Origin of the sequence: Saccharothrix sp. 6-C, from assembly GCF_016695385.1 — a bacterium.
Classification (GTDB): Bacteria; Actinomycetota; Actinomycetes; order Mycobacteriales; family Pseudonocardiaceae; genus Actinosynnema; species Actinosynnema texasense.
The window spans coordinates 7,529,020-7,546,804 of the sequence record NZ_CP064192.1; the positions used below are offsets into that span (position 1 = coordinate 7,529,020).

Below are 17,785 nucleotides of genomic sequence, written 5' to 3' on the forward strand. Positions count from 1 at the left end.
CCCTCACACGGCCGGCGCGTACAGCCCGGGCCCGCCCAGCGTGCCCGCCGCCAGACCCAGGTACAGCGCGGCCAGCTCGAACCGCAGGGCGAGCAGCGCGGCGCACAGGGCCTCGCCGCCGCTCACCTCCTCGGCCGGTTCGAGCACGTCGGCCCCGGACAAGGTCTCCATCGCGACCCGCCGGGAGAAGTCGGCCTGCGGGCCGCGCCGCACGGCCACCAGCAGCACGCGGACCAGGCCTTCGTGCTCGTCGTCCGGGTCGGCGAACAGGTCGGCGCCGGACGTGCCGCGCACCGCCCGCCGGTGCAGCACCGACCGGGTCAGGGCCTGGGGGTAGCCGGCCACGTCGCTCACGACGCCCGCGTACGTCGCGAGCACGCCCGCGCCGTGCGCCGCCACCGCGGTGGCCAGGTCGTCCAGGCCCCACAGCAGCGGGGTGCGGTCGGCGATCCGCAACGCGAGCGTCTTGGCCGGGTTGACGAACGACTCGTGCATCGGGTGGCACCGCTCGGCCTCGCGGTCCAGCTCGTCCGCGATGGCCTGCACGTCCGCGTCGAGCAGTCCCAACGACTTCAGCGCCACCACCCACGCGGCGAACCCGCGGGCGAAGCCGAAGCCCTGCGGCACCGGCACGCGCGGCGGGATGAGCAGCGCGTGCTGCGCGGCGGACGCGGCCACCGGGCCGTCCGGCTCGGCGGTCAGCAGCACCCGCGCGCCGCGCCGGGCCGCCCGGTCGATCGACTCGGCCATCCGGACGTCGCCGGGGTCCTCGGTGTGCGCGAGGACCACGTCCAGCGCGCCCACCCACGTCGGCACGTCGTCGGCGACCACGACCGGCACGGGGCAGCGCACGCCGAGCAGCGCGGACACCACCCCGGCGATGGCCTGGCCGACACCGGGCCGCGTGACCAGCACCAACGCCCGCGGGCGTTCCTGGAACGTCCTCGCGACGCCGAGTTCGTCGGCCGCCTCGGCGGTGGCCCGGACCTGCGCGCCCGCCCGTGCCACGGCGCGCAGCAACCCTTCCCGGTCGGCGTCGGTGAGCCGGGACTGGTCGTCGAGGAGGCTGTCGTCAAGCACCCGAGCTCACCCGGCCGTCGGCTCGACAGCCTCGTCCAGGAGCAGCACCGGGATGCCGTCCCGGACCGGGAACGACCGGCCGCACGAGGTGCAGGTCAGGTAGTCCGCGAGCGGGTCGGACGCGGTGCCGGCCCTCAGCGGCGCGTGCTCGGGGCACGGGCAGGCCAGGATCTCCAGCAACTGCGGGTCCAGTCGGACGGCCACGGCGCTCATCCCCTCACGATCGCCAGGACCTCGTCGCGCAGCGCCGCGACGGAGGCCGCGTCGGCGGCTTCGACGTTGAGCCGGAGCAGCGGCTCGGTGTTGGACGCACGGAGGTTGAACCAGGCGCCGTCCGGCAGGTTCACCGTGAGGCCGTCCAGCTCGTCGAGCTCGACGCCCTCGCGACCGCCGAACTCGGCCTTGATCGCGGCCAGCCTGCCCTGCTGGTCCGCCACCGTCGAGTTGATCTCGCCGGAGGCCGCGTAACGCGAGTAGTCGCTGGTCAGAGCGGACAGCGGACCGTCCTGCTCGCCCAGCGCGGCCAGCACGTGCAGCGCGGCCAGCATGCCCGTGTCGGCACGCCAGAAGTCGCGGAAGTAGTAGTGCGCGGAGTGCTCGCCGCCGAAGATGGCGCCGGTCTTGGCCATCTCCTCCTTGATGAACGAGTGCCCCACGCGGGTGCGCACCGGCACGCCGCCGTGCTCGCGGACGATCTCCGGCACGCCGTGCGAGGTGATCAGGTTGTGGATGATCGTGCTGCCCGGGTCCTTGGCCAGCTCGCGCACCGCGACCAGGGCGGTGATGGCGGACGGCGACACCGGCTCGCCGCGCTCGTCGACCACGAAGCAGCGGTCCGCGTCGCCGTCGAACGCCACCCCGGCGTCCGCGCCCTCGGCCCGGACCCGTTCCTGCAGGTCCACGATGTTCTTCGGGTCCAGCGGGTTGGCTTCGTGGTTCGGGAAGTCGCCGTCCAGCTCGAAGTACATGGGCACGATCTCGATGGGCAGGCCCTCGAACACCTTCGGCACGGTGTGGCCGCCCATGCCGTTGCCCGCGTCCACCACGACCTTCAACGGCCGGCTGCCGCTCAGGTCGACCAGTTCCCGCAGGTAGGCGGCGTAGTCGACGAGCATGTCCTGCTCGGTGACGGAGCCCTTCGCGACGCCCTCGGCGTCCGGCACGCCCTGCTCGGCGTCCTCGCGGATCTGCCCGAGGCCGCTGTCCTGGCCGACCGGCGCGGCGCCGGGGCGGCACAGCTTGATGCCGTTGTACTTGGCCGGGTTGTGGCTCGCGGTGAACATGGCGCCGGGCAGGTCGAGCTTGCCGGAGGCGAAGTACAGCATGTCGGTGCTGGCCAGGCCGATGTTGATGACGTCGACGCCCTGCGCGGTGACACCCTCGGCGAACGCCGCGGCCAAGCCGGGCGAGGAGTCGCGCATGTCGTGCCCGATGACCACGGCCGTGCCGCCGACCAGGCGGGCGAACGCCGCGCCGAAGTCGCGCACGACGTCGGCGTCGAGCTGTTCGCCGACGACACCGCGGATGTCGTAAGCCTTGACGATGCCGGACAGATCGCGCACGGCCACACTCCCAAGTTGGCTCTTGACACTGCCTTGGGAAGCCTACCGGCGCGCGCGTGAGCGCCGTGTCCGGTCGAGGTGTCTTCGTTCAGTCTTCGTTCGGATCGGGCAGAACGCGCAGGTGGCCGCGCCGGATCGTGCCCGCGGGCAGCTCCGGCAGCTCGACCTGCGGTGTGGCCCGGCCCGCCTCCCGGACGGCCTCGGCCAACGCGGTCAGGTCGTCCACGGTGGGCTCGGGGGCCCGGAACTCGCCCTGGTGGCGGACGACCTCCCAGCCGCGCGGCGCGGTGAGGCGCAGGGCGTGCTCTTCGCAGAGGTCGTAGGAGTGCGGTTCGGAGTACGTCGCCAGGGGGCCCACGACGGCGGTGGAGTCCGCATAGGCGTACGTGAGCGTGGCGACTGCCGGGTTCGCGCACCCGGTTCGCGAGCACCGTCTCACGCTCCGCACGGCGGGGACGATATCGCGTCCCGCGCGGCGTGTGTTGGATTACCTCCGGCGCGGCGCTGGCGGTGGTGCCGCACTTCGGCAAGTTGCCTGGTGGCGGAGGTCCGGCTGTACGGGCTCCACGGGTGGACAACTACCCTCTACCTCGTGGTGATGGCTCGGGGTTCACGGCGGCAGGGCGCTCCGCGGCGACGCAACCGCGACCGGCACGGTCGGGGGCTGCGCGGTCCGCTCTACCCGGCCACGTTGCCGGCGGCCCGCAGCCGGGCGGAGCGGTTCGACGCGCTGGTGCTGGAGGCGTTGGAGCCGATCGAGGCGCGGTGGCGGACGGAGCTCACGCAGCTGGACGTCGCGGTGGACGACGTGCCGGACGTCCAGTCGGGCGACGACGGCGACGTGGTCGAGGACGGCAACGTGCCCCTGGCCCGGCTCGTGCCGGCGGGCGCCGACCGCCGGGCGCGGATCGTGCTCTACCGGCGGCCGCTGGAGGCGCGGGCCAAGGACGGCGCCGACCTGTCCGACCTGGTGCACGACGTGCTGGTCGAGCAGGTCGCCAACTACCTGGGCCTGGACCCGGACGTCATCGACGGCGACTGACCCGCCTCCCGAGCGCTCGACTCGGGGTGCCGCGACGCAGGACTCCCGCGAGAGTCGTACCTTCGCGTCGCGCGTGTCCTACGTCCGGAACAGGCGTGTCCTGCGTTCGGAACACCCGAGTTGAACGCTCAGCCGCGGCGGCGGGACGGGATCGCGGTCAGCGCGGTGAAGAGCGCGGCGGCGGCCTGGAGCATCAGCAGGAGCTCGCGCAGCGTCGAGGACACCTCCACGCGGACCTCCGAGCCCGTGGTGGGCACCGTCACACCGACCAGGTGGCCCCACGCCCGCACGATCGTCACCTCGCGGCCGTTCACCCACGCCCGCCAGCCCGGCTCCTCCTCCGCCGCCAGCACCAGCAGCCGCCCCTCCGGCCCCTCGGACACCTGGACGCCGACGTCCGGCGGCGCGGCCTCGACCGGGGCGATGCCGGGCGCGCCCAGCTCCACCGGCGGGTTCCCGCCCGTCCGGGCCCGCCGCGCCAGCTCCGGCGACAGCAGCACGGCGTTGCCCGCCGCCAACTGCACCCGCAGCACCGGCCGCCCGTCCGACATCGCCGGCGTCACGGCTACCAGGTCGCCCACCGCGTCACGCACCCGCTGCGCCGTGCCCAGGTCCGGCACCACGACGAACGCCACCCCCGAAGCCGCCGCCTGCGCCAGCGCCACCCGCGCCGCCTCCGACGACCCGCCGGTCAGGTCGCGCGACCACCGCTCCAGCCGCGTGACGGCCGTCGGCACGGGCACGAGGTCGTCGTCGCCGAACGCGGGCAGCCGCCCCGCCACCAGCCGCGTCGGCGTTCCCAGCACCAGCACCGACCGCCCGGTCCGCGGCAGCTCCTGGGCCAACGTCGACGGCAGCCGCGCGCCGTCCGCCGTCAACGCGCCCGACCGCAGCCCGACGAACCCGGCGCACGCCAGCCCGACCACCGACAGCACCCCGACCACCGACACGACCCGCCGCACCGGCACCGTGCCGGCGTCCCGCCGGAACGCCGACAGCACCACCCACAGCAGCCCCCACCCGACCAGCACCAACGGCCCGCCGGTCCACCCGGGCGACGCGTCGCCGCCGGGCAGCGGCGCCACCGGCACGGTCCGCAGCACGATCACCGCGAACCCGCCGAGCACCACCACCGCGAACCCCGCCAGCATCGACCGCGACGGCCGCAGCACCGCCGCCACCAGGGCGAACCCCACCACCAGCAACCCGACGAACGGCAACGCGCCCGTCCCGCCCGGCCGCAGCGACAGCAGGTCCAGCAGCCCGGCGGCCGGCGTCTGCACGAACGCGCCGACCCCGTGCAGCACGACGGTCGGGTGTTGCAGCACCACCGCCGGCCACGGCAACAGCAACGCCATCGGCAGCAGCACGACCATGAACAGCGACGCCACCCGCCGCCGGCCGTCGCCGTGCCGGCCGGGCACCACCACGAACCCGACCAGCGCCGCCAACGCCACCAGCGCGTGCACGAACGGCGAGAACGCGCCCACCGCCGCCACCGCCAACGCCGTCCCCGACGCCACCGGCAGCCACGACGCGCCCGCACCGCCCCGCAGCACGGACGCCACCCCGGCGAACACCACCGGGGCGAGGACGTGCACCACGACGACGTCCAGCCGCCCCTGGCTCACCGCCGACGTCGCCGCCGGCAGCAGCGCGTAGGCCGCCGCGACCACCGCGCGCACGGGCCGCCGCACGGGCACCCGCCGTGACGCCGCGTACGCCAGCAGGCCGGCCAGCGGGGCGTCGCCGAGGAACAGCAACGCCACCAGCGCGGCGGGCGACCCGACCAGCACGCCGACGGTCCCCAGCACGGCCAGCGCCGCCGGCGCGGGCGCGGTCGTCCCGCCCGCCACCGGGTGCCACGGGGCCAGGTAGGACGACCACGTGCTCGCCAAGTCGCCCACCGGCAGCAGCCGGCCGCCGCTCAGGTCGAGCCCGATCCGGGACGCGTTGGCCAGCACGCCGAACACCGCCAGCCCCACGACCAGCAACAACGGCGGTCCGAGCACCAACGACCACAGCACCCGCGCCCGGTCGACCTCCACGAACACGACCCCCGGCGAGCCCGGACCTCGCGGCACCGGCGAAGGACGTGGCCGAGGCGAGGGGCGGGGGCCGGTCGACGCCTCCACCGGCACCGTCACCGCGGGTCGGCGCAGCCCGCCGGTCGCCCGCACGGGACGCCGCCGGGACAGCACGCCGGCCGGCAGCGCCGCCGGGCCGACCGCGGGACGCTCCACTTCGGACGGTAGCGACCACGTGCGGGGCCGCGCGTCGTCCTCGGGCAGCCGCCCCAGCGCCAGGTCCGCCTCCACGCGCCGCCGGACCAGCGCGGCCGACGCGCTGCGGATCGCGTTGCGCAAGCGGGTGACCCGGCTGGTGAACAGCCCGCGCACCACCCCGTGCGCCGGCCGTTCGGCACGTCCGGCCAGCAGCCGCGCCCGTCCGCTCAGCAGGTACCGCAGCGCGCCCAGCTCCGCGCGCGCGTCGGCGAACCGGCGCAGCACCAGGAAGCCGAGGGCGCGCAGGACCGCGAGCACGGCGATCCGCGGCAGCCCGAGGACGAACGACACCGCGCCGCAGTTGACCAGGAACGTGCGCAGCCCGTGCGCCCGGTCCACACCCCGCGACGCCGGTCCCGGCCGGGCCGCCGTCGCGTCCGACCGCCGCACGCCGCGGCCCATCGCGCGCGCGTGCCGCATCCGCGCCACCGGGACGGACAGCACGAGGTGCCCGGCCAGGTTGGCGCGCCAGCCGAAGTCGATGTCGTCGCGCAGCAACGGCATCGTGCGGTCGTAGCCGCCGAGCGACTCCCACGCCGTGCGGCGGATCAGCGACCCGGCCGACGGCACCGCCAACGCCTCGGTGCTCTGCTGGAACGACCCGGCCAGCTCGACCCGGCCCATGCCGGTCTGCCGGTGGCCGGACGCGTCGGTCGACAGCCCCGCCTCCACCACCAGCCGCGGGTCGGCCCAGTCCAGGCTCAGCGGACCGAGCACGGCCGCCGACGGCGACACCTCGGCCGCGGTCAGCAGCGCGGACAGGCAGTCCGGTTCGGGCGCGCAGTCGTCGTGCAGCAGCCACAGCCACGCGCCCGGATCGCCCCACCGCTGCACGGCGTGCTCCACGGCGGCCTGCACGGCCGCGCCGAACCCCGTGCCGCGAGGCAGCGTCAACACACCGTCGATCACCCGATCGGGACCTTCGGCGGCATCGGCCAACAGCTTCGCGGTGCCGTCCAGGGATCCCGTGTCGACCGCGATCACGTGCCGCGGCCGGGGCTGCTGGCGGCGCAGCGACGACAGCGCCGTGCCCAGCCACCGGTCGCCGTCGTGGCACACCAGCACCGCCAGCACGGGCGCGGTGCGCAGCCGCGGAGTGGCCCCGCTCGTCAAGTGCCGCTCCTAGGTTGCTCCGACTACGCCGTGGGACGACCACGGTAAGCCAGAGCGAACGCGCAAGCGATCACCCGTGCGCCTCGGTCACACCGCGCGCTTTTTGAGCTTCCTCCGCTCACGCTCGGACAGCCCGCCCCAAATGCCGAAGCGCTCGTCGTGCTGCAAGGCGTACTCCAGGCATTCGGAGCGAACCTCACAACCGAGGCAGATGCGCTTGGCCTCCCTGGTCGAGCCCCCCTTCTCCGGGAAGAACGCCTCGGGGTCGGTCTGCGCGCACAGGGCGCGCTCCTGCCAGTCCTGCTCATCGGCCGCGTCGAACAGGTCGAGTACGACCGGCTCCGGTGCCGGGACGTCCCCGTCCACGATGCGACCCCCGTCGAATTCCTGCATAGTCCGCCTCCTCGCCTTCCGCTCTCCCCGGTTGGCGGACACCACTCGCCGTCCCCACAACGACGAATGACACCGATGTGATTACACCTGTGTCACAACACGCGGTCAAGCGGAGTCCACAGGACGGGGGATATTCCCGCAGATGGCGCGAAAAGCCTTGACTAGCAGCACAGACGGTGATTGAGGCGGTGCGCCGAGCGATGACCGCTGCGCGGATGGCCTACCGGACGGGCTGTCAGGCACCCGCGCGGAGAGGCCACACTGGAAGGGTGAAGCGATCAGCGGTGCGTCCGAGTCCACTGTTCCTCAGCCTGCTCGCGGTGACGGTGGCAGGCGCCGTGCTGACCCTGTTCGACGACTCCGCGGCTGCGCTGACGGCCGGCACCGTGCTGTTCGTGCTCGGCGGCTGGGCGGTTTCGCTGTGCCTGCACGAGTTCGGCCACGCGATCGTGGCCTACCGCGGCGGCGACCACGCCGTGCGGGCCAAGGGCTACCTGACGCTCGACATCCGCCGCTACACCGACCCGGTCTTCAGCATCGTGCTGCCGTTGGTGCTGCTGGCGTTCGGCGGCATCCCGCTGCCCGGCGGCGCGGTGTGGATCAACCACCACGCCTTGCGCGACAAGCGGGTCGAGTCGATGGTGTCGCTGGCCGGACCGCTGAGCAACCTCGCACTGGGCGTGCTGCTGTCCCTGTCGGTGATCCTTTTCACCCCGCCGGTGGGTTTGGCCGCCGCTTTGTCGTATTTGGCGGCCGTGCAGATCCTCGCGTTCGTGCTCAACATCCTGCCGATCCCCGGGCTGGACGGCTGGGGCGCGATCGAGCCGTACATGTCGTACTCGGCGCGGCAGTTCGGCGCGAAGGCCCGGATGTGGGCGCCGTTCGTGCTCTTCGCGGTGCTGATCGGCTTCCCGACCATCGGCCGGATGTTCTTCGAGGCCGGCTACACCGTGTTCGAGTTGATCGGCGGCGACCGGTGGCTCGCCGGGCGCGGGCAGGGCACCTTCCTGTTCTGGCGCTGAGCACCGGGTGGGAGGATGGCGACTCGTGAAGGTCGTCGCACTGGTTGGCGGAGTTGGCGGGGCGCGGTTCCTGGTCGGGCTGAAGAGCCTGCTGACCGGTCCGGAGCACGAGATCACGGCCGTGGTGAACACGGGTGACGACGTGTGGATGCACGGGTTGCGGATCTGTCCCGACCTGGACACCTGCATGTACACCCTCGGTGACGGGATCGACGCCGAGCGCGGGTGGGGGCGCGCCGGCGAGACGTGGTCGGTCAAGGAGGAGCTGGCCGCCTACGGCGCCGACCCGACGTGGTTCGGGCTGGGCGACCGGGACATCGCGACGCACCTGGTGCGCACCCGGATGCTGCGCGCGGGCTACCCGCTGTCGGCCGTGACGGAGGCGCTGTGCCACCGCTGGGAGCCGGGCGTGCGGCTGCTGCCGATGTCCGACGACCGGGTCGAGACGCACGTGGTGGTGACCACCGACGAGGGCGAGCAGGCGATCCACTTCCAGGAGTGGTGGGTCAAGCACCGGGCCGGGCTGCCCGCGCGGTCGTTCGCGTCGGTCGGGGTGGAGACGGCGACGCCCGCCCCCGGTGTGCTGGACGCCCTGCGCGACGCCGACGCGGTGCTGATCGCGCCGTCCAACCCGGTGGTGAGCGTGAACACGATCCTCGGCGTGCCGGGCGTGCGCGACGCGTTGCGCAAGACCGAGGCCGGTGTCGTGGGGCTGTCGCCGATCATCGGCGGCAAGCCGCTGCGCGGGATGGCGGACGCGTGCCTGTCCGCGATCGGCGTGGAGACCTCCGCGGAGGCCGTCGGCCGGTACTACGGGTCGCGCCGGACCACCGACAGGGGCGTGCTCGACGGTTGGCTCGTGCACACCGGCGACCGGTCCGACGTGCCGGGGGTGGCGGTGCGCGCGGTGCCGCTGCTGATGTCCGATGTGGACGCGACGGCGGCGATGGCGCGGGCGGCGCTGGAACTGGCCGGTGTCGACGTTGGCTGACCACGCGGCCCCGGACGACCACGCGGCGGCGTCCTCGATCACGGTGACGCCGGTGACCGGGCTGCCGGAGTTCCGGCCCGGTGACGACCTCGCGGCCGCCATCGCCGCGGCCGCGCCCTGGTTGGCGGACGGGGACATCGTCGTCGTGACGTCCAAGGTGCTGTCCAAAGTGGAAGGTCGGCTGGTGTCCGTGCCCGCCGACCCCGAGGCGCGCGACGCCGTGCGGCGGCAGTGGGTCGAGGCCGAGTCGGTGCGCGTGCTGGCGCGGCGCGGGCGGACGTTGATCACCGAGAACAAGCTGGGGATCGTGCAGGCGGCGTCCGGTGTGGACGCGTCGAACGTGAACGGCGACGAGATCGCGTTGCTGCCGGTCGACCCGGACGGGTCGGCGGCGGCGCTGCGGGCGGCGCTGGCGCAGCGGTCGGGCGTGTCGGTGGCGGTCGTGGTGACCGACACCATGGGCCGGGCCTGGCGGGTGGGCCAGACGGACGCCGCCATCGGGTCGTCCGGCCTGGCGGTGCTGCACCGGTACGGCGGCTCGGTCGACCGGCACGGCAACCCCCTGGTGGTGACCGAGGTCGCGGTGGCCGACGAGATCGCGGCGGCGGCCGACCTGGTGAAGGGCAAGCTGGGCGCGGTGCCCGTGGCGGTGGTGCGCGGGCTGCCGTTCGCGGACGACGGCTCCACCGCGCGCGACCTGGCCCGGCCCGTGGCGGACGACCTGTTCCGGTTGGGCACGGCCGAGGCGGTGGCGCAGGGGCGGGCCGAGGCGGTGCTGCTGCGCCGTTCGGTCCGGTCGTTCTCCCCGGACCCGGTGCCGGTGGACGCGGTGCGGCGGGCCGTGGCGGCGGCGTTGACCGCGCCCGCGCCGCACCACACGCGGCCCGTGCGGTTCGTGCGGCTGACCGCCCGGCGGGACGCGCTGCTGGACGCGATGGCCGACCGGTGGCGCGCGGACCTGCGTGGCGACGGGTGGTCGGAGGAGCGGATCGCGGCCCGCGTGGGGCGGGGCGACATCCTGCGCGCCGCGCCGGAGGTCCTCGTGCCGTTCCTGGTGCGGTCGGGTGCGCACTCGTACCCGGACGAGCGGCGGGCGACGGCGGAACGGACGATGTTCACCATCGCGGGTGGCGCGGCGGTGCAGGGGCTGCTGGTGGCGCTGGCCGCCGAGGGGCTCGGGTCGTGCTGGGTGTCGTCCACGATCTTCTGCGCGGACGTGGTGCGCGACGTGCTGGGGCTGCCGCGGGAGTGGGAGCCGTTGGGCGCGGTGGCGGTCGGGCGCCCGGAGGCGGAGCTGACGCCGCGGGCCGCGGGCGACTTGGACGAGAGGTACCTGGACCTGTGAGCTCCGCTCTGCACGCCGACGCGGTGGCCACCCTGGGCGCGTGGCGTCCCGCCGACCCGGCGCAGGAGTCGCTGCGGCAGGCCTACCTGGGGTTCCTGGCGGCCCGGGAGGACGCGTGCCGGCGTTCGTGCGAGCCGGGGCACCTCACGGCGTCGGCCCTGGTGGTGTCCGCCGCCGGGGACGCGACGCTGCTCACCCTGCACCCGCGCGTGGGGCGTTGGCTGCAGCTGGGCGGGCACTGCGAGGCTTCGGACACGACGCTGGCGAGTGCGGCGCTGCGTGAGGCGACGGAGGAGTCGGGCATCGAGGGCCTGCGCATCTCACCGGAGCCGATCCACCTCGACGTGCACCCGATCACGTGCTCGCTGGGCAAGCCGACCCGTCACTTCGACGTCCGCTTCCTGGTCCGCGCCCCGGCGGACGCGCAGCCCTCCCGCAGCTCCGAGTCCCTGGACCTGCGCTGGTGGCCGCTGACCGCCCTGCCTCCCGACACCGACGACCTGCACCCCCTCCTCTCCACCCTCCCCTAACCGCGAGAGTCGTACCTCCACGCGGCGTGAGTCCAACGCTCAGGAGCCGAGAGTCCTACGTTCAGGACACCTGAATTCAACACTCAGCCACTCGGCGCAAGTGGTGAGCGTTGAACTCGGGGTGCGTGAACGTAGGACTCTCGCGCTCCGAACGTTGGACTCACGCGGCGTGAAGGTACGACTCACGCGAGGGGTCAGGTGTCGCCGTTCAGGCGTTGGGAGAGGCCCGGGGGGTGTTGGGGCTGGCCGCCGGAGAGGCGTTGGGACAGGGACGGGCGCGAGGTCGGGACCTGTTGGACGGTCGGGACCGGGCCGGGGGCCACCCGCAGCTCCGGTTCGGGTTCCGGGGCCGACTGGGGTGGCGGCGGGGGCGGTGGCGCGGGCTGACCTGCGGCGATGTGCGCGGCCAGGACCATGGTCGAGTCCGGGTCGCCGCCGCGCGGGTCGATCGCGTTGACCATCGCTCGCGGGATCTGCTGGGTCGCCGACGAGTCCATGGGCGACGTCATGTTGTCCGGCGTCACGACGTGGCGGCCACGTGCACGAGCACGGGCCAGCGCCGCGTCGGCCCGAGCGCGGGGGTCCATCCGGATCTCTCCTGCGTGTGCCTTGGGCCGGCTGGGGTGACGCCGGCGTGCCGATCGATGACGCTCGCCGACACGGACCACCGCCCGTGCCGCCTGAGTGCTCATGCCAGAGTATTCGCAAACTACAGGTGGAAGTAAGCGGAGGAGGAAAAACGGCATGTCGGAGCTGCAAGGCGCCGAGGCAGTGGTTCTGGTCGGGGGCAAGGGAACCCGGCTGCGACCACTGACCCTGTCCGCGCCCAAGCCCATGCTGCCGACCGCCGGGGTGCCGTTCCTCACCCACTTGCTGTCGCGGATCCGGGAAGCCGGCATGACGCACGTCGTGCTCGGCACGTCCTACAAGGCCGAGGTCTTCCAGGAGCACTTCGGCGACGGCGCGGCGCTCGGCCTCGAGCTGGAGTACGTGGTCGAGGACGTGCCGCTGGACACGGCGGGCGCGATCCGCAACGTCGCGCACAAGCTGCGCGAACGCGACGTGGTGGTCTTCAACGGCGACATCCTGTCGGGCGTCGACCTGCGCGCCGTGGTCGACACGCACCGCAAGGCCGAAGCCGACGTGACGCTGCACCTGGTCCGGGTGGACGACCCGCGCCGGTTCGGCTGCGTGCCGACCGACGAGGACGGGCGCGTCACGGCGTTCCTGGAGAAGACGGAGAACCCGCCGACGAACCAGATCAACGCGGGCTGCTACGTGTTCCGGCGCGAGGTGATCGAGGGCATTCCCGCAGGTCGGCCGGTGTCGGTGGAGCGGGAGACGTTCCCGGGGCTGCTGGCGGCGGGCGCGCGCGTGCAGGGGTACGTCGACGCGTCGTACTGGCTGGACCTCGGCACGCCGGCCGCGTTCGTGCAGGGCTCGGCGGACCTGGTGCGCGGGATCGCCCCGACCGCCGCGCTCGCGCTCCAGGGTGACGCGGTGATCCTCGACGGGGCGCAGGTGGACGAGACCGCGGTGGTCACGGGCGGTGCGACGATCGGCGCGAACTGCACGGTCGCGGCCGGCGCGGTGGTGGACGGCTCGGTGCTGTTCGACGGCGCGGTGGTCGGCGAGGGTGCGCGCGTGGAGCGCAGCGTGCTCGGGGCGAGCTCGCTGGTGCAGGCGGGCGCGGTCGTGTCGGACGCGGTGATCGGTGACAACGCGGTCGTGGGCGCGCGGTGCGAGCTGATCAACGGGGCCCGGGTGTGGCCGGGTGTCGTGCTGCCCGAGGGAGGGGTGCGGTTCTCCGCGGATGTCTGATGGTCGGTGACGCCCGGTGATGCTCAGCAGGACGTGGGCGCCGACGTTCCCGCTGGACGTCGGCGCGCTGCTGATGCCGTTGCGGCGGGGTGCGGGCGATCCGACGTTCCGCGCCGGCGCCGACGGCGTCTGGCTGGCCGCCACCACGCCGACCGGTCCGGGCACCCTGCGCGTCCGCGTCACCGGCGTGGTGGAGGCGGACGCGTGGGGTGAGGGCGCGGAGTGGCTGCTGGACGGCCTGCCGGCGTTGCTGGGGGCCGAGGACGACGACTCGGCGTTCGAGTGCCACCACCCGTTGGTCGCGGAGACGCGCCGGCGACGTCCCGGTATCCGGCTGGGCACGACGAGCCGGGTGTGGGACGCGGTGCTGCCGTCGATCCTGGAGCAGAAGGTGACGGGCACCGAGGCGTTCCGGTCGTACCGGGAGCTGACGCGGAGGTTCGGCGCGCCGGCGCCGGGACCGGCCGGCCTGTACGTGCCGCCGACGCCGAGGGCGGTCTTGGGCATCACGGACTGGGAGTGGCACAGGGCGGGCGTGGACGGTGGCCGTCGCCGTGCCCTGATCGCGGCGGCCCAGGTGGCGCACCGGCTGGAACGGGCGTGCGAGCTGCGCGGCCAGGAAGGCCGCGACCTGCTGCGGAAGGTGCCGGGCATCGGTGTCTGGACGGCGGCGGAGGTCGCGCAGCGGGCGTGGGGCGACCCGGACGCGGTCAGCTTCGGCGACTACCACCTGGCCGGCGTCGTCGGCTGGGCGCTGGTGGGTGAAGCCGTGGACGACGACCGCATGGCCGACCTCCTCGCCCCCTACACCCCTCAGCGCCATCGCGCCGTCCGCTACATCCTCGCCTCGGGCGTCACCAAACCCCGCCGGGGCCCCCGCTTCTCCCCCCGCGACTACCGGGCGATGTGATTCTCCGACCCGACCCGACCCGACCCGACCCCGACCGCAACGCCCGCCGGAGACGGCAGCGCGGTCGCGGTCAGCGGGTCATCAGGCGCAGGCGCAAGGACAGGCCCAGGCGCACGGCGAGCATCACGGGTGCCCACAGCGGGCCCCGGTGGCGGTCGGCGAGGTAGCGGTAGGCGCTGGAGTGGTGGGCGGCGAGCATGCGCTTCGACGCGCGCTTGGTCGAGTGGCCGCCGATGTGCACGACGTCCGCCTCCGGCACGTACACGTTCAGCCAGCCCGCGCGGCCGAGGCGGTCGCCGAGGTCCACGTCCTCGAAGTACATGAAGTACCGGGGGTCGAAGCCGTCGACCGAGTCGAACGCCTCCCGGCGCATCAGCAGGCACGAGCCGGACAGCCAGCCGGCCGTCCGCTCCTCCGGCGTGGCCGCCGCCTGCCGGTACTCGCGCGACCACGGGTTGGCCGGCCACACGACCGCGAACAGCGCGTGCCCCAGGCCCCGACCCATCGACGGCAGCAGCCGCGCCGACGGGTACACCGCGCCGGACGGCTCCCGGATCAACGGCCCGAACGCCCCGCCGCGGGGCCACCGCTTGGCGGCTTCCAGCAGCTTGTCGAGGCTCCCGACGCCCCAGGACAGGTCCGGGTTGGCGATCACCACCCACCCGACCGACGACGGCAGCGAGGCGACGCCGCGGTTGGCGCCGCCGCCGTAGCCGAGGTTGCCCCCGGTCGGCACGAACGTCACGTGCGGGTGCTCGGCGGCGGCGCGCTCGGGCACGCCGTCGGTGGACCCGTTGTCCGCGAGCACCACCGACACCGGCCGCGTGGTCGCCGCCGACAACGTGGACAGGAAGGTGTCCAGGGTTTCACCGGGCGAGTAGGTGACGGTCACCACCGCCAGCTCGTCTCCGTAACGCGTCACGCCGGCCACCCTAGTGGTGGTGCGCGTGGTGCACGACGGCGTGCCCCTTGCCGCGCGAGATGAGCCACCGGTTCACCGGCACGGTCAGCACGAACGCCACCGCCAACGAGAACGCCAGCGCGCCCCAGAACAGCAGGCCGGCCAGGCCCGCCTCCATCGCGCCCGGCACCAGCAGCATGACCGCGTTGTCGACGACCTCCATCACCGCGATGGACACGGTGTCCGCCGCCAGCGCCACCTTCAGCGCCGCGCCGAAGGCCAGACCGGTCTTCAGCACGCCCCGCAGGGTCAGGGCGTAGCCGAAGACGAACGCGAGCGCCACGGCGAGCACGACGGTGCCCCAGCCGGGCAGCCCGATCGCGGTGCCGATCACCATGCCGAGCACTTCGCCGATGGCGCAGCCGGTGAGGCAGTGCAGCGTCGCCGACACCGCCGTCGACCAGGATGTCTTCATGCCGCGAACTATACCCCTAGGGGGTATCCAGAACGCAAGGGGGAAGAGCGGGTGGGAAGGATCCGGGCTCAACCCCGCCGGTGCGACCGCGCGGCGCGCTCGTAGGCCAACCGGTGCCGGGCCGCCGACGTGGACCAGGAGAAGTCCTTCGCCCGCACGACCGCCGCCGCCGACAGCTCGGCCCGCCGGGCCGGGTCGTCCAGCAGCTCGCCGAGGGCCGCCGCGATGTCACCCGCGCCGACCCCGCAGTACGCCACCGCGTCGCCGCCCACCTCGGGCAGGCTCAGCCGCCGGGTCGTCAGCACGGCCGCGCCGCAGGCCATCGCCTCCAGCACCGGCAGCCCGAACCCCTCGCCCAGCGACGGGTACGCCACCAGCTCCGCGCCGCCGAGGAACCCGGCCAGCGACGGGAACGGCAGGTAGCCGGCCCGGATCACGCGGACCCGGTGCGGCACGGCGTCCAGCGCCCGTTCCACCTGGCTGTCCCAGCCGGGCTGGCCGGCGAGCACGAGCGCGGGCGGGTTCGGCCGGTCGCGGCACGCCTGCGCGAACCCGCGGATCAGCGCCGGCACGTTCTTGCGCGGCTCCAGCGCGCCCAGGAACGCCACGTAGGGCGCGTCACCGAGGGACAGCATCCGCCGGACCTCGGCCACCTGCTCGGGCGTCGGCGGGTGGAACCGCTCGTTCTCCACGCCGTGCTGGGCGATGTGCAGCAGCCGCCGGTCCGCGCCCGCCACCCGGGCCAGCTCGTCGGCGGTCGCCCGCGACGGCACGATGCACAGCGCGGCCCGCCGCAGCGAGGCCCTGGTCCAGGCCCGGAAGAAGCGGGCCTTGACCGACGAGTGCAGCACCGCGTCGGTGAAGAACGTCGCGTCGTGCAGCGTGACCACGGACGCCGCCCGGTTCGCCAGCGGCACGGTGTAGTGCGGCGAGTGCACGACCGCCACGCCGAGCCGGTTCGCCAGCCTCGGCAGGGTCGTCTGCTCCCACGTCAGCCGCGCGGTCCGGGTCGCCACCGCGTCCGCCGCCGGGATGACCCGCGAGCCGGGTGCCAGGGACGTGTAGAGCGCGGCGTCCCGGGGTTGGCACACCACGCTGAGCCGTGCGCCGTCCGCGTCCAGCGCGGCCACCAGGGAGTCCACGTACCGTCCGACGCCACCTCGGTCGGTTGGGACGGCGGTGGCGTCGATCAGCACGCTGGGTTCGACGGGTGACACGCGGTGAAGGGTACGGCCGGCAGCGGACAGGTTGACCGGGAATGGCGCAAACGGTTCATCGACGACACAGCCCCAGGTGGATCGCCCACACCGAACGCGCGGCGTTTTCCCAGGTGAACGCCTCGGCCCGGCGCCGGCCCGCGGCGATCAGACCTTCGGCCGCACCGGGATCGGCCAGCACCGACCGAAGTCCTGTGACGAGCGCCGCACTCTCGCCGCGCGCCACGGTCACCCCGGCGCCGCCGGCGACCTCCACCAGCGCGGGCGCGTCGGAGTGGACCACCGGCACGCCGGCCGCCATCGCCTCCACCACCGGCAGCCCGAACCCCTCGGCCAGGCTCGGCGCGGCCAGCACCGCCGCCCGCCGCAGCACGAACGCCAACTGCGCGTCGCTCAGTCGTCCCAGCAAGTGGACGTGCGGCGCGCGCAGGTCCACCCCGCCCCACCCCTGCGGCCCGACCACGACCAGCGGCACGCCCAGCTCGGCGGTCGCCGCCGCCAGCAGGTCGAAACCCTTGCGCGGCTCGATGGTGCCGATCGCCAGCACGTACCGGGGCGGCACGGCCACCGGCTCCTCCGCCGGGAACGCCGTCACCCCGTTGCCCACCACGTGGACGGGAGCGGGACCGGGCGCGCACCGCCGCAGCTCCTCCCCCACCGCCGACGTCGGCACCACGATCGCGCCCGCGCGCGCCGTCGCGCGGCTGATCACGCGCTGGTGCCAGGCCACGCCGCGCGGCGTCAAGGTCGACGGGTGCGTCCACGGCACCGTGTCGTGCACGGTCACCACCACCCGCCCGCGCGGCGGCGCGAACGGCGTGAACGCGTGCACCGAGTCACCGCCCGGCCAGTACGGCACGCCCCTCTCCCACGCCGCGATCAGCGCACGTCGGGGCAGCGGCAGCACGCGCGGACCCCGCACACCGGGGATCACCGCGGCCGACACGTCCGCGTGCCTGCTCACCGCCCCCGTCACGGTCCACCCGGCGGGCGCGGTGGCGGCCAGCGCGGCGGCCAGCTCGCGCGTGTACCGGCCGGTGCCGCCGGGCACCGGCGCCAGCAACTGCTCGGTCAGCACAACGAGGTCGGGCACGTCGC

18 protein-coding genes are annotated in these 17,785 nt (G+C 74.3%); 7 read left to right on the forward strand and 11 right to left on the reverse strand.

Annotated elements, in window-relative coordinates; all coding sequences use genetic code 11:
* Positions 1-3: 3 nt before the first annotated feature.
* The 4 genes from IOD16_RS32270 to IOD16_RS32285 form a co-directional block, all read right to left on the reverse strand.
* Positions 4-1,080: an SIS domain-containing protein gene (locus IOD16_RS32270; RefSeq protein ID WP_123745510.1), complete on the reverse strand. Its 1,077-nt coding sequence runs from the start codon at positions 1,078-1,080 to the stop codon at positions 4-6.
* A 6-nt stretch (positions 1,081-1,086) separates the two neighbouring features.
* Positions 1,087-1,284 carry a Trm112 family protein gene (locus IOD16_RS32275; protein WP_123748324.1) on the reverse strand — a complete coding sequence of 66 codons (198 nt, stop codon included), beginning with the start codon at positions 1,282-1,284 and terminating at the stop codon, positions 1,087-1,089.
* Positions 1,285-1,289: 5 nt separating this feature from the next.
* Positions 1,290-2,642 carry a phosphomannomutase/phosphoglucomutase gene (locus tag IOD16_RS32280; RefSeq protein WP_201437525.1) on the reverse strand — a complete coding sequence of 451 codons (1,353 nt, stop codon included), beginning with the start codon at positions 2,640-2,642 and terminating at the stop codon, positions 1,290-1,292.
* Between the two features lie 88 nt (positions 2,643-2,730).
* Positions 2,731-3,090, reverse strand: coding sequence for a DUF3499 domain-containing protein (locus IOD16_RS32285; protein ID WP_073885657.1), 360 nt, complete (start codon positions 3,088-3,090; stop codon positions 2,731-2,733).
* 150 nt (positions 3,091-3,240) lie between these two features.
* Here IOD16_RS32285 and IOD16_RS32290 point away from each other — a divergent pair, with 150 nt between their 5' ends.
* A complete protein-coding gene (locus IOD16_RS32290) occupies positions 3,241-3,684 on the forward strand; it encodes a metallopeptidase family protein (RefSeq protein WP_123748322.1) in 444 nt (147 codons plus the stop codon).
* 128 nt (positions 3,685-3,812) lie between these two features.
* Here IOD16_RS32290 and IOD16_RS32295 read toward each other — a convergent pair whose 3' ends face one another.
* Positions 3,813-7,082: a glycosyltransferase family 2 protein gene (locus IOD16_RS32295; protein WP_201437526.1), complete on the reverse strand. Its 3,270-nt coding sequence runs from the start codon at positions 7,080-7,082 to the stop codon at positions 3,813-3,815.
* An 87-nt stretch (positions 7,083-7,169) separates the two neighbouring features.
* Positions 7,170-7,475, reverse strand: a complete 306-nt coding sequence (locus tag IOD16_RS32300; RefSeq protein WP_053723270.1) for a WhiB family transcriptional regulator — start codon at positions 7,473-7,475, stop codon at positions 7,170-7,172.
* Positions 7,476-7,744: 269 nt separating this feature from the next.
* Between IOD16_RS32300 and IOD16_RS32305 the strand changes: the two genes are divergently transcribed.
* The 4 genes from IOD16_RS32305 to IOD16_RS32320 are packed head-to-tail and all read left to right on the forward strand — an operon-like array spanning position 7,745 to position 11,363.
* Positions 7,745-8,497, forward strand: a complete 753-nt coding sequence (locus IOD16_RS32305; RefSeq protein ID WP_123745508.1) for a site-2 protease family protein — start codon at positions 7,745-7,747, stop codon at positions 8,495-8,497.
* Between the two features lie 25 nt (positions 8,498-8,522).
* The gene (gene cofD, locus IOD16_RS32310; RefSeq protein WP_201437527.1) at positions 8,523-9,488 is read left to right on the forward strand and encodes a 2-phospho-L-lactate transferase; all 966 of its coding nucleotides are present in this window, start codon (positions 8,523-8,525) and stop codon (positions 9,486-9,488) included.
* Entirely contained in the window at positions 9,424-10,833 is a 1,410-nt protein-coding gene (locus IOD16_RS32315) for a coenzyme F420-0:L-glutamate ligase (protein WP_201437528.1), read from the forward strand. Before cofD ends, IOD16_RS32315 begins: the two co-directional genes overlap by 65 nt.
* A complete protein-coding gene (locus IOD16_RS32320; protein WP_201437529.1) occupies positions 10,830-11,363 on the forward strand; it encodes an NUDIX hydrolase in 534 nt (177 codons plus the stop codon). The genes IOD16_RS32315 and IOD16_RS32320 overlap by 4 nt, the downstream gene beginning before the upstream one ends.
* Before the next feature lie 194 nt (positions 11,364-11,557).
* Here the strand turns inward: IOD16_RS32320 and IOD16_RS32325 are convergent, their stop codons facing one another.
* Positions 11,558-11,950: a hypothetical protein gene (locus IOD16_RS32325; RefSeq protein ID WP_201437530.1), complete on the reverse strand. Its 393-nt coding sequence runs from the start codon at positions 11,948-11,950 to the stop codon at positions 11,558-11,560.
* A gap of 157 nt (positions 11,951-12,107) precedes the next feature.
* Here IOD16_RS32325 and IOD16_RS32330 point away from each other — a divergent pair, with 157 nt between their 5' ends.
* Both IOD16_RS32330 and IOD16_RS32335 read left to right on the forward strand, forming a co-directional pair.
* Positions 12,108-13,184 carry a sugar phosphate nucleotidyltransferase gene (locus IOD16_RS32330; RefSeq protein WP_123745503.1) on the forward strand — a complete coding sequence of 359 codons (1,077 nt, stop codon included), beginning with the start codon at positions 12,108-12,110 and terminating at the stop codon, positions 13,182-13,184.
* A gap of 19 nt (positions 13,185-13,203) precedes the next feature.
* A complete protein-coding gene (locus tag IOD16_RS32335) occupies positions 13,204-14,094 on the forward strand; it encodes a DNA-3-methyladenine glycosylase family protein (RefSeq protein WP_201441655.1) in 891 nt (296 codons plus the stop codon).
* 70 nt (positions 14,095-14,164) lie between these two features.
* On the opposite strand, the gene IOD16_RS32340 is transcribed toward IOD16_RS32335, so the two are convergent.
* The 4 genes from IOD16_RS32340 to IOD16_RS32355 all read right to left on the reverse strand — a co-directional run bounded on the left by IOD16_RS32340 (position 14,165) and on the right by IOD16_RS32355 (position 17,780).
* Positions 14,165-15,016 (reverse strand): glycosyltransferase, encoded by an 852-nt coding sequence (locus tag IOD16_RS32340; protein ID WP_123748320.1) that lies wholly within the window; start codon positions 15,014-15,016, stop codon positions 14,165-14,167.
* A gap of 10 nt (positions 15,017-15,026) precedes the next feature.
* A complete protein-coding gene (locus tag IOD16_RS32345) occupies positions 15,027-15,470 on the reverse strand; it encodes a DUF4396 domain-containing protein (RefSeq protein WP_201437531.1) in 444 nt (147 codons plus the stop codon).
* 68 nt (positions 15,471-15,538) lie between these two features.
* On the reverse strand, positions 15,539-16,666 hold the full coding sequence (locus tag IOD16_RS32350; protein ID WP_201441656.1) for a glycosyltransferase family 4 protein: 1,128 nt from the start codon (positions 16,664-16,666) through the stop codon (positions 15,539-15,541).
* A gap of 76 nt (positions 16,667-16,742) precedes the next feature.
* Positions 16,743-17,780: a glycosyltransferase family 4 protein gene (locus IOD16_RS32355; RefSeq protein WP_201437532.1), complete on the reverse strand. Its 1,038-nt coding sequence runs from the start codon at positions 17,778-17,780 to the stop codon at positions 16,743-16,745.
* Positions 17,781-17,785 lie beyond the last annotated feature (5 nt).

Coding starts and splice junctions, on each gene's coding strand:
- IOD16_RS32290 (WP_123748322.1), top strand. CDS start 3,241: ATGGCTCGGGGTTCACGGCGGCAGGGCGCTCCGCGGCGACGCAACCGC.
- IOD16_RS32300 (WP_053723270.1), bottom strand. CDS start 7,475: ATGCAGGAATTCGACGGGGGTCGCATCGTGGACGGGGACGTCCCGGCA.
- IOD16_RS32315 (WP_201437528.1), top strand. CDS start 9,424: ATGTGGACGCGACGGCGGCGATGGCGCGGGCGGCGCTGGAACTGGCCG.
- IOD16_RS32325 (WP_201437530.1), bottom strand. CDS start 11,950: ATGGACCCCCGCGCTCGGGCCGACGCGGCGCTGGCCCGTGCTCGTGCA.
- IOD16_RS32330 (WP_123745503.1), top strand. CDS start 12,108: ATGTCGGAGCTGCAAGGCGCCGAGGCAGTGGTTCTGGTCGGGGGCAAG.
- IOD16_RS32335 (WP_201441655.1), top strand. CDS start 13,204: ATGCTCAGCAGGACGTGGGCGCCGACGTTCCCGCTGGACGTCGGCGCG.
- IOD16_RS32345 (WP_201437531.1), bottom strand. CDS start 15,470: ATGAAGACATCCTGGTCGACGGCGGTGTCGGCGACGCTGCACTGCCTC.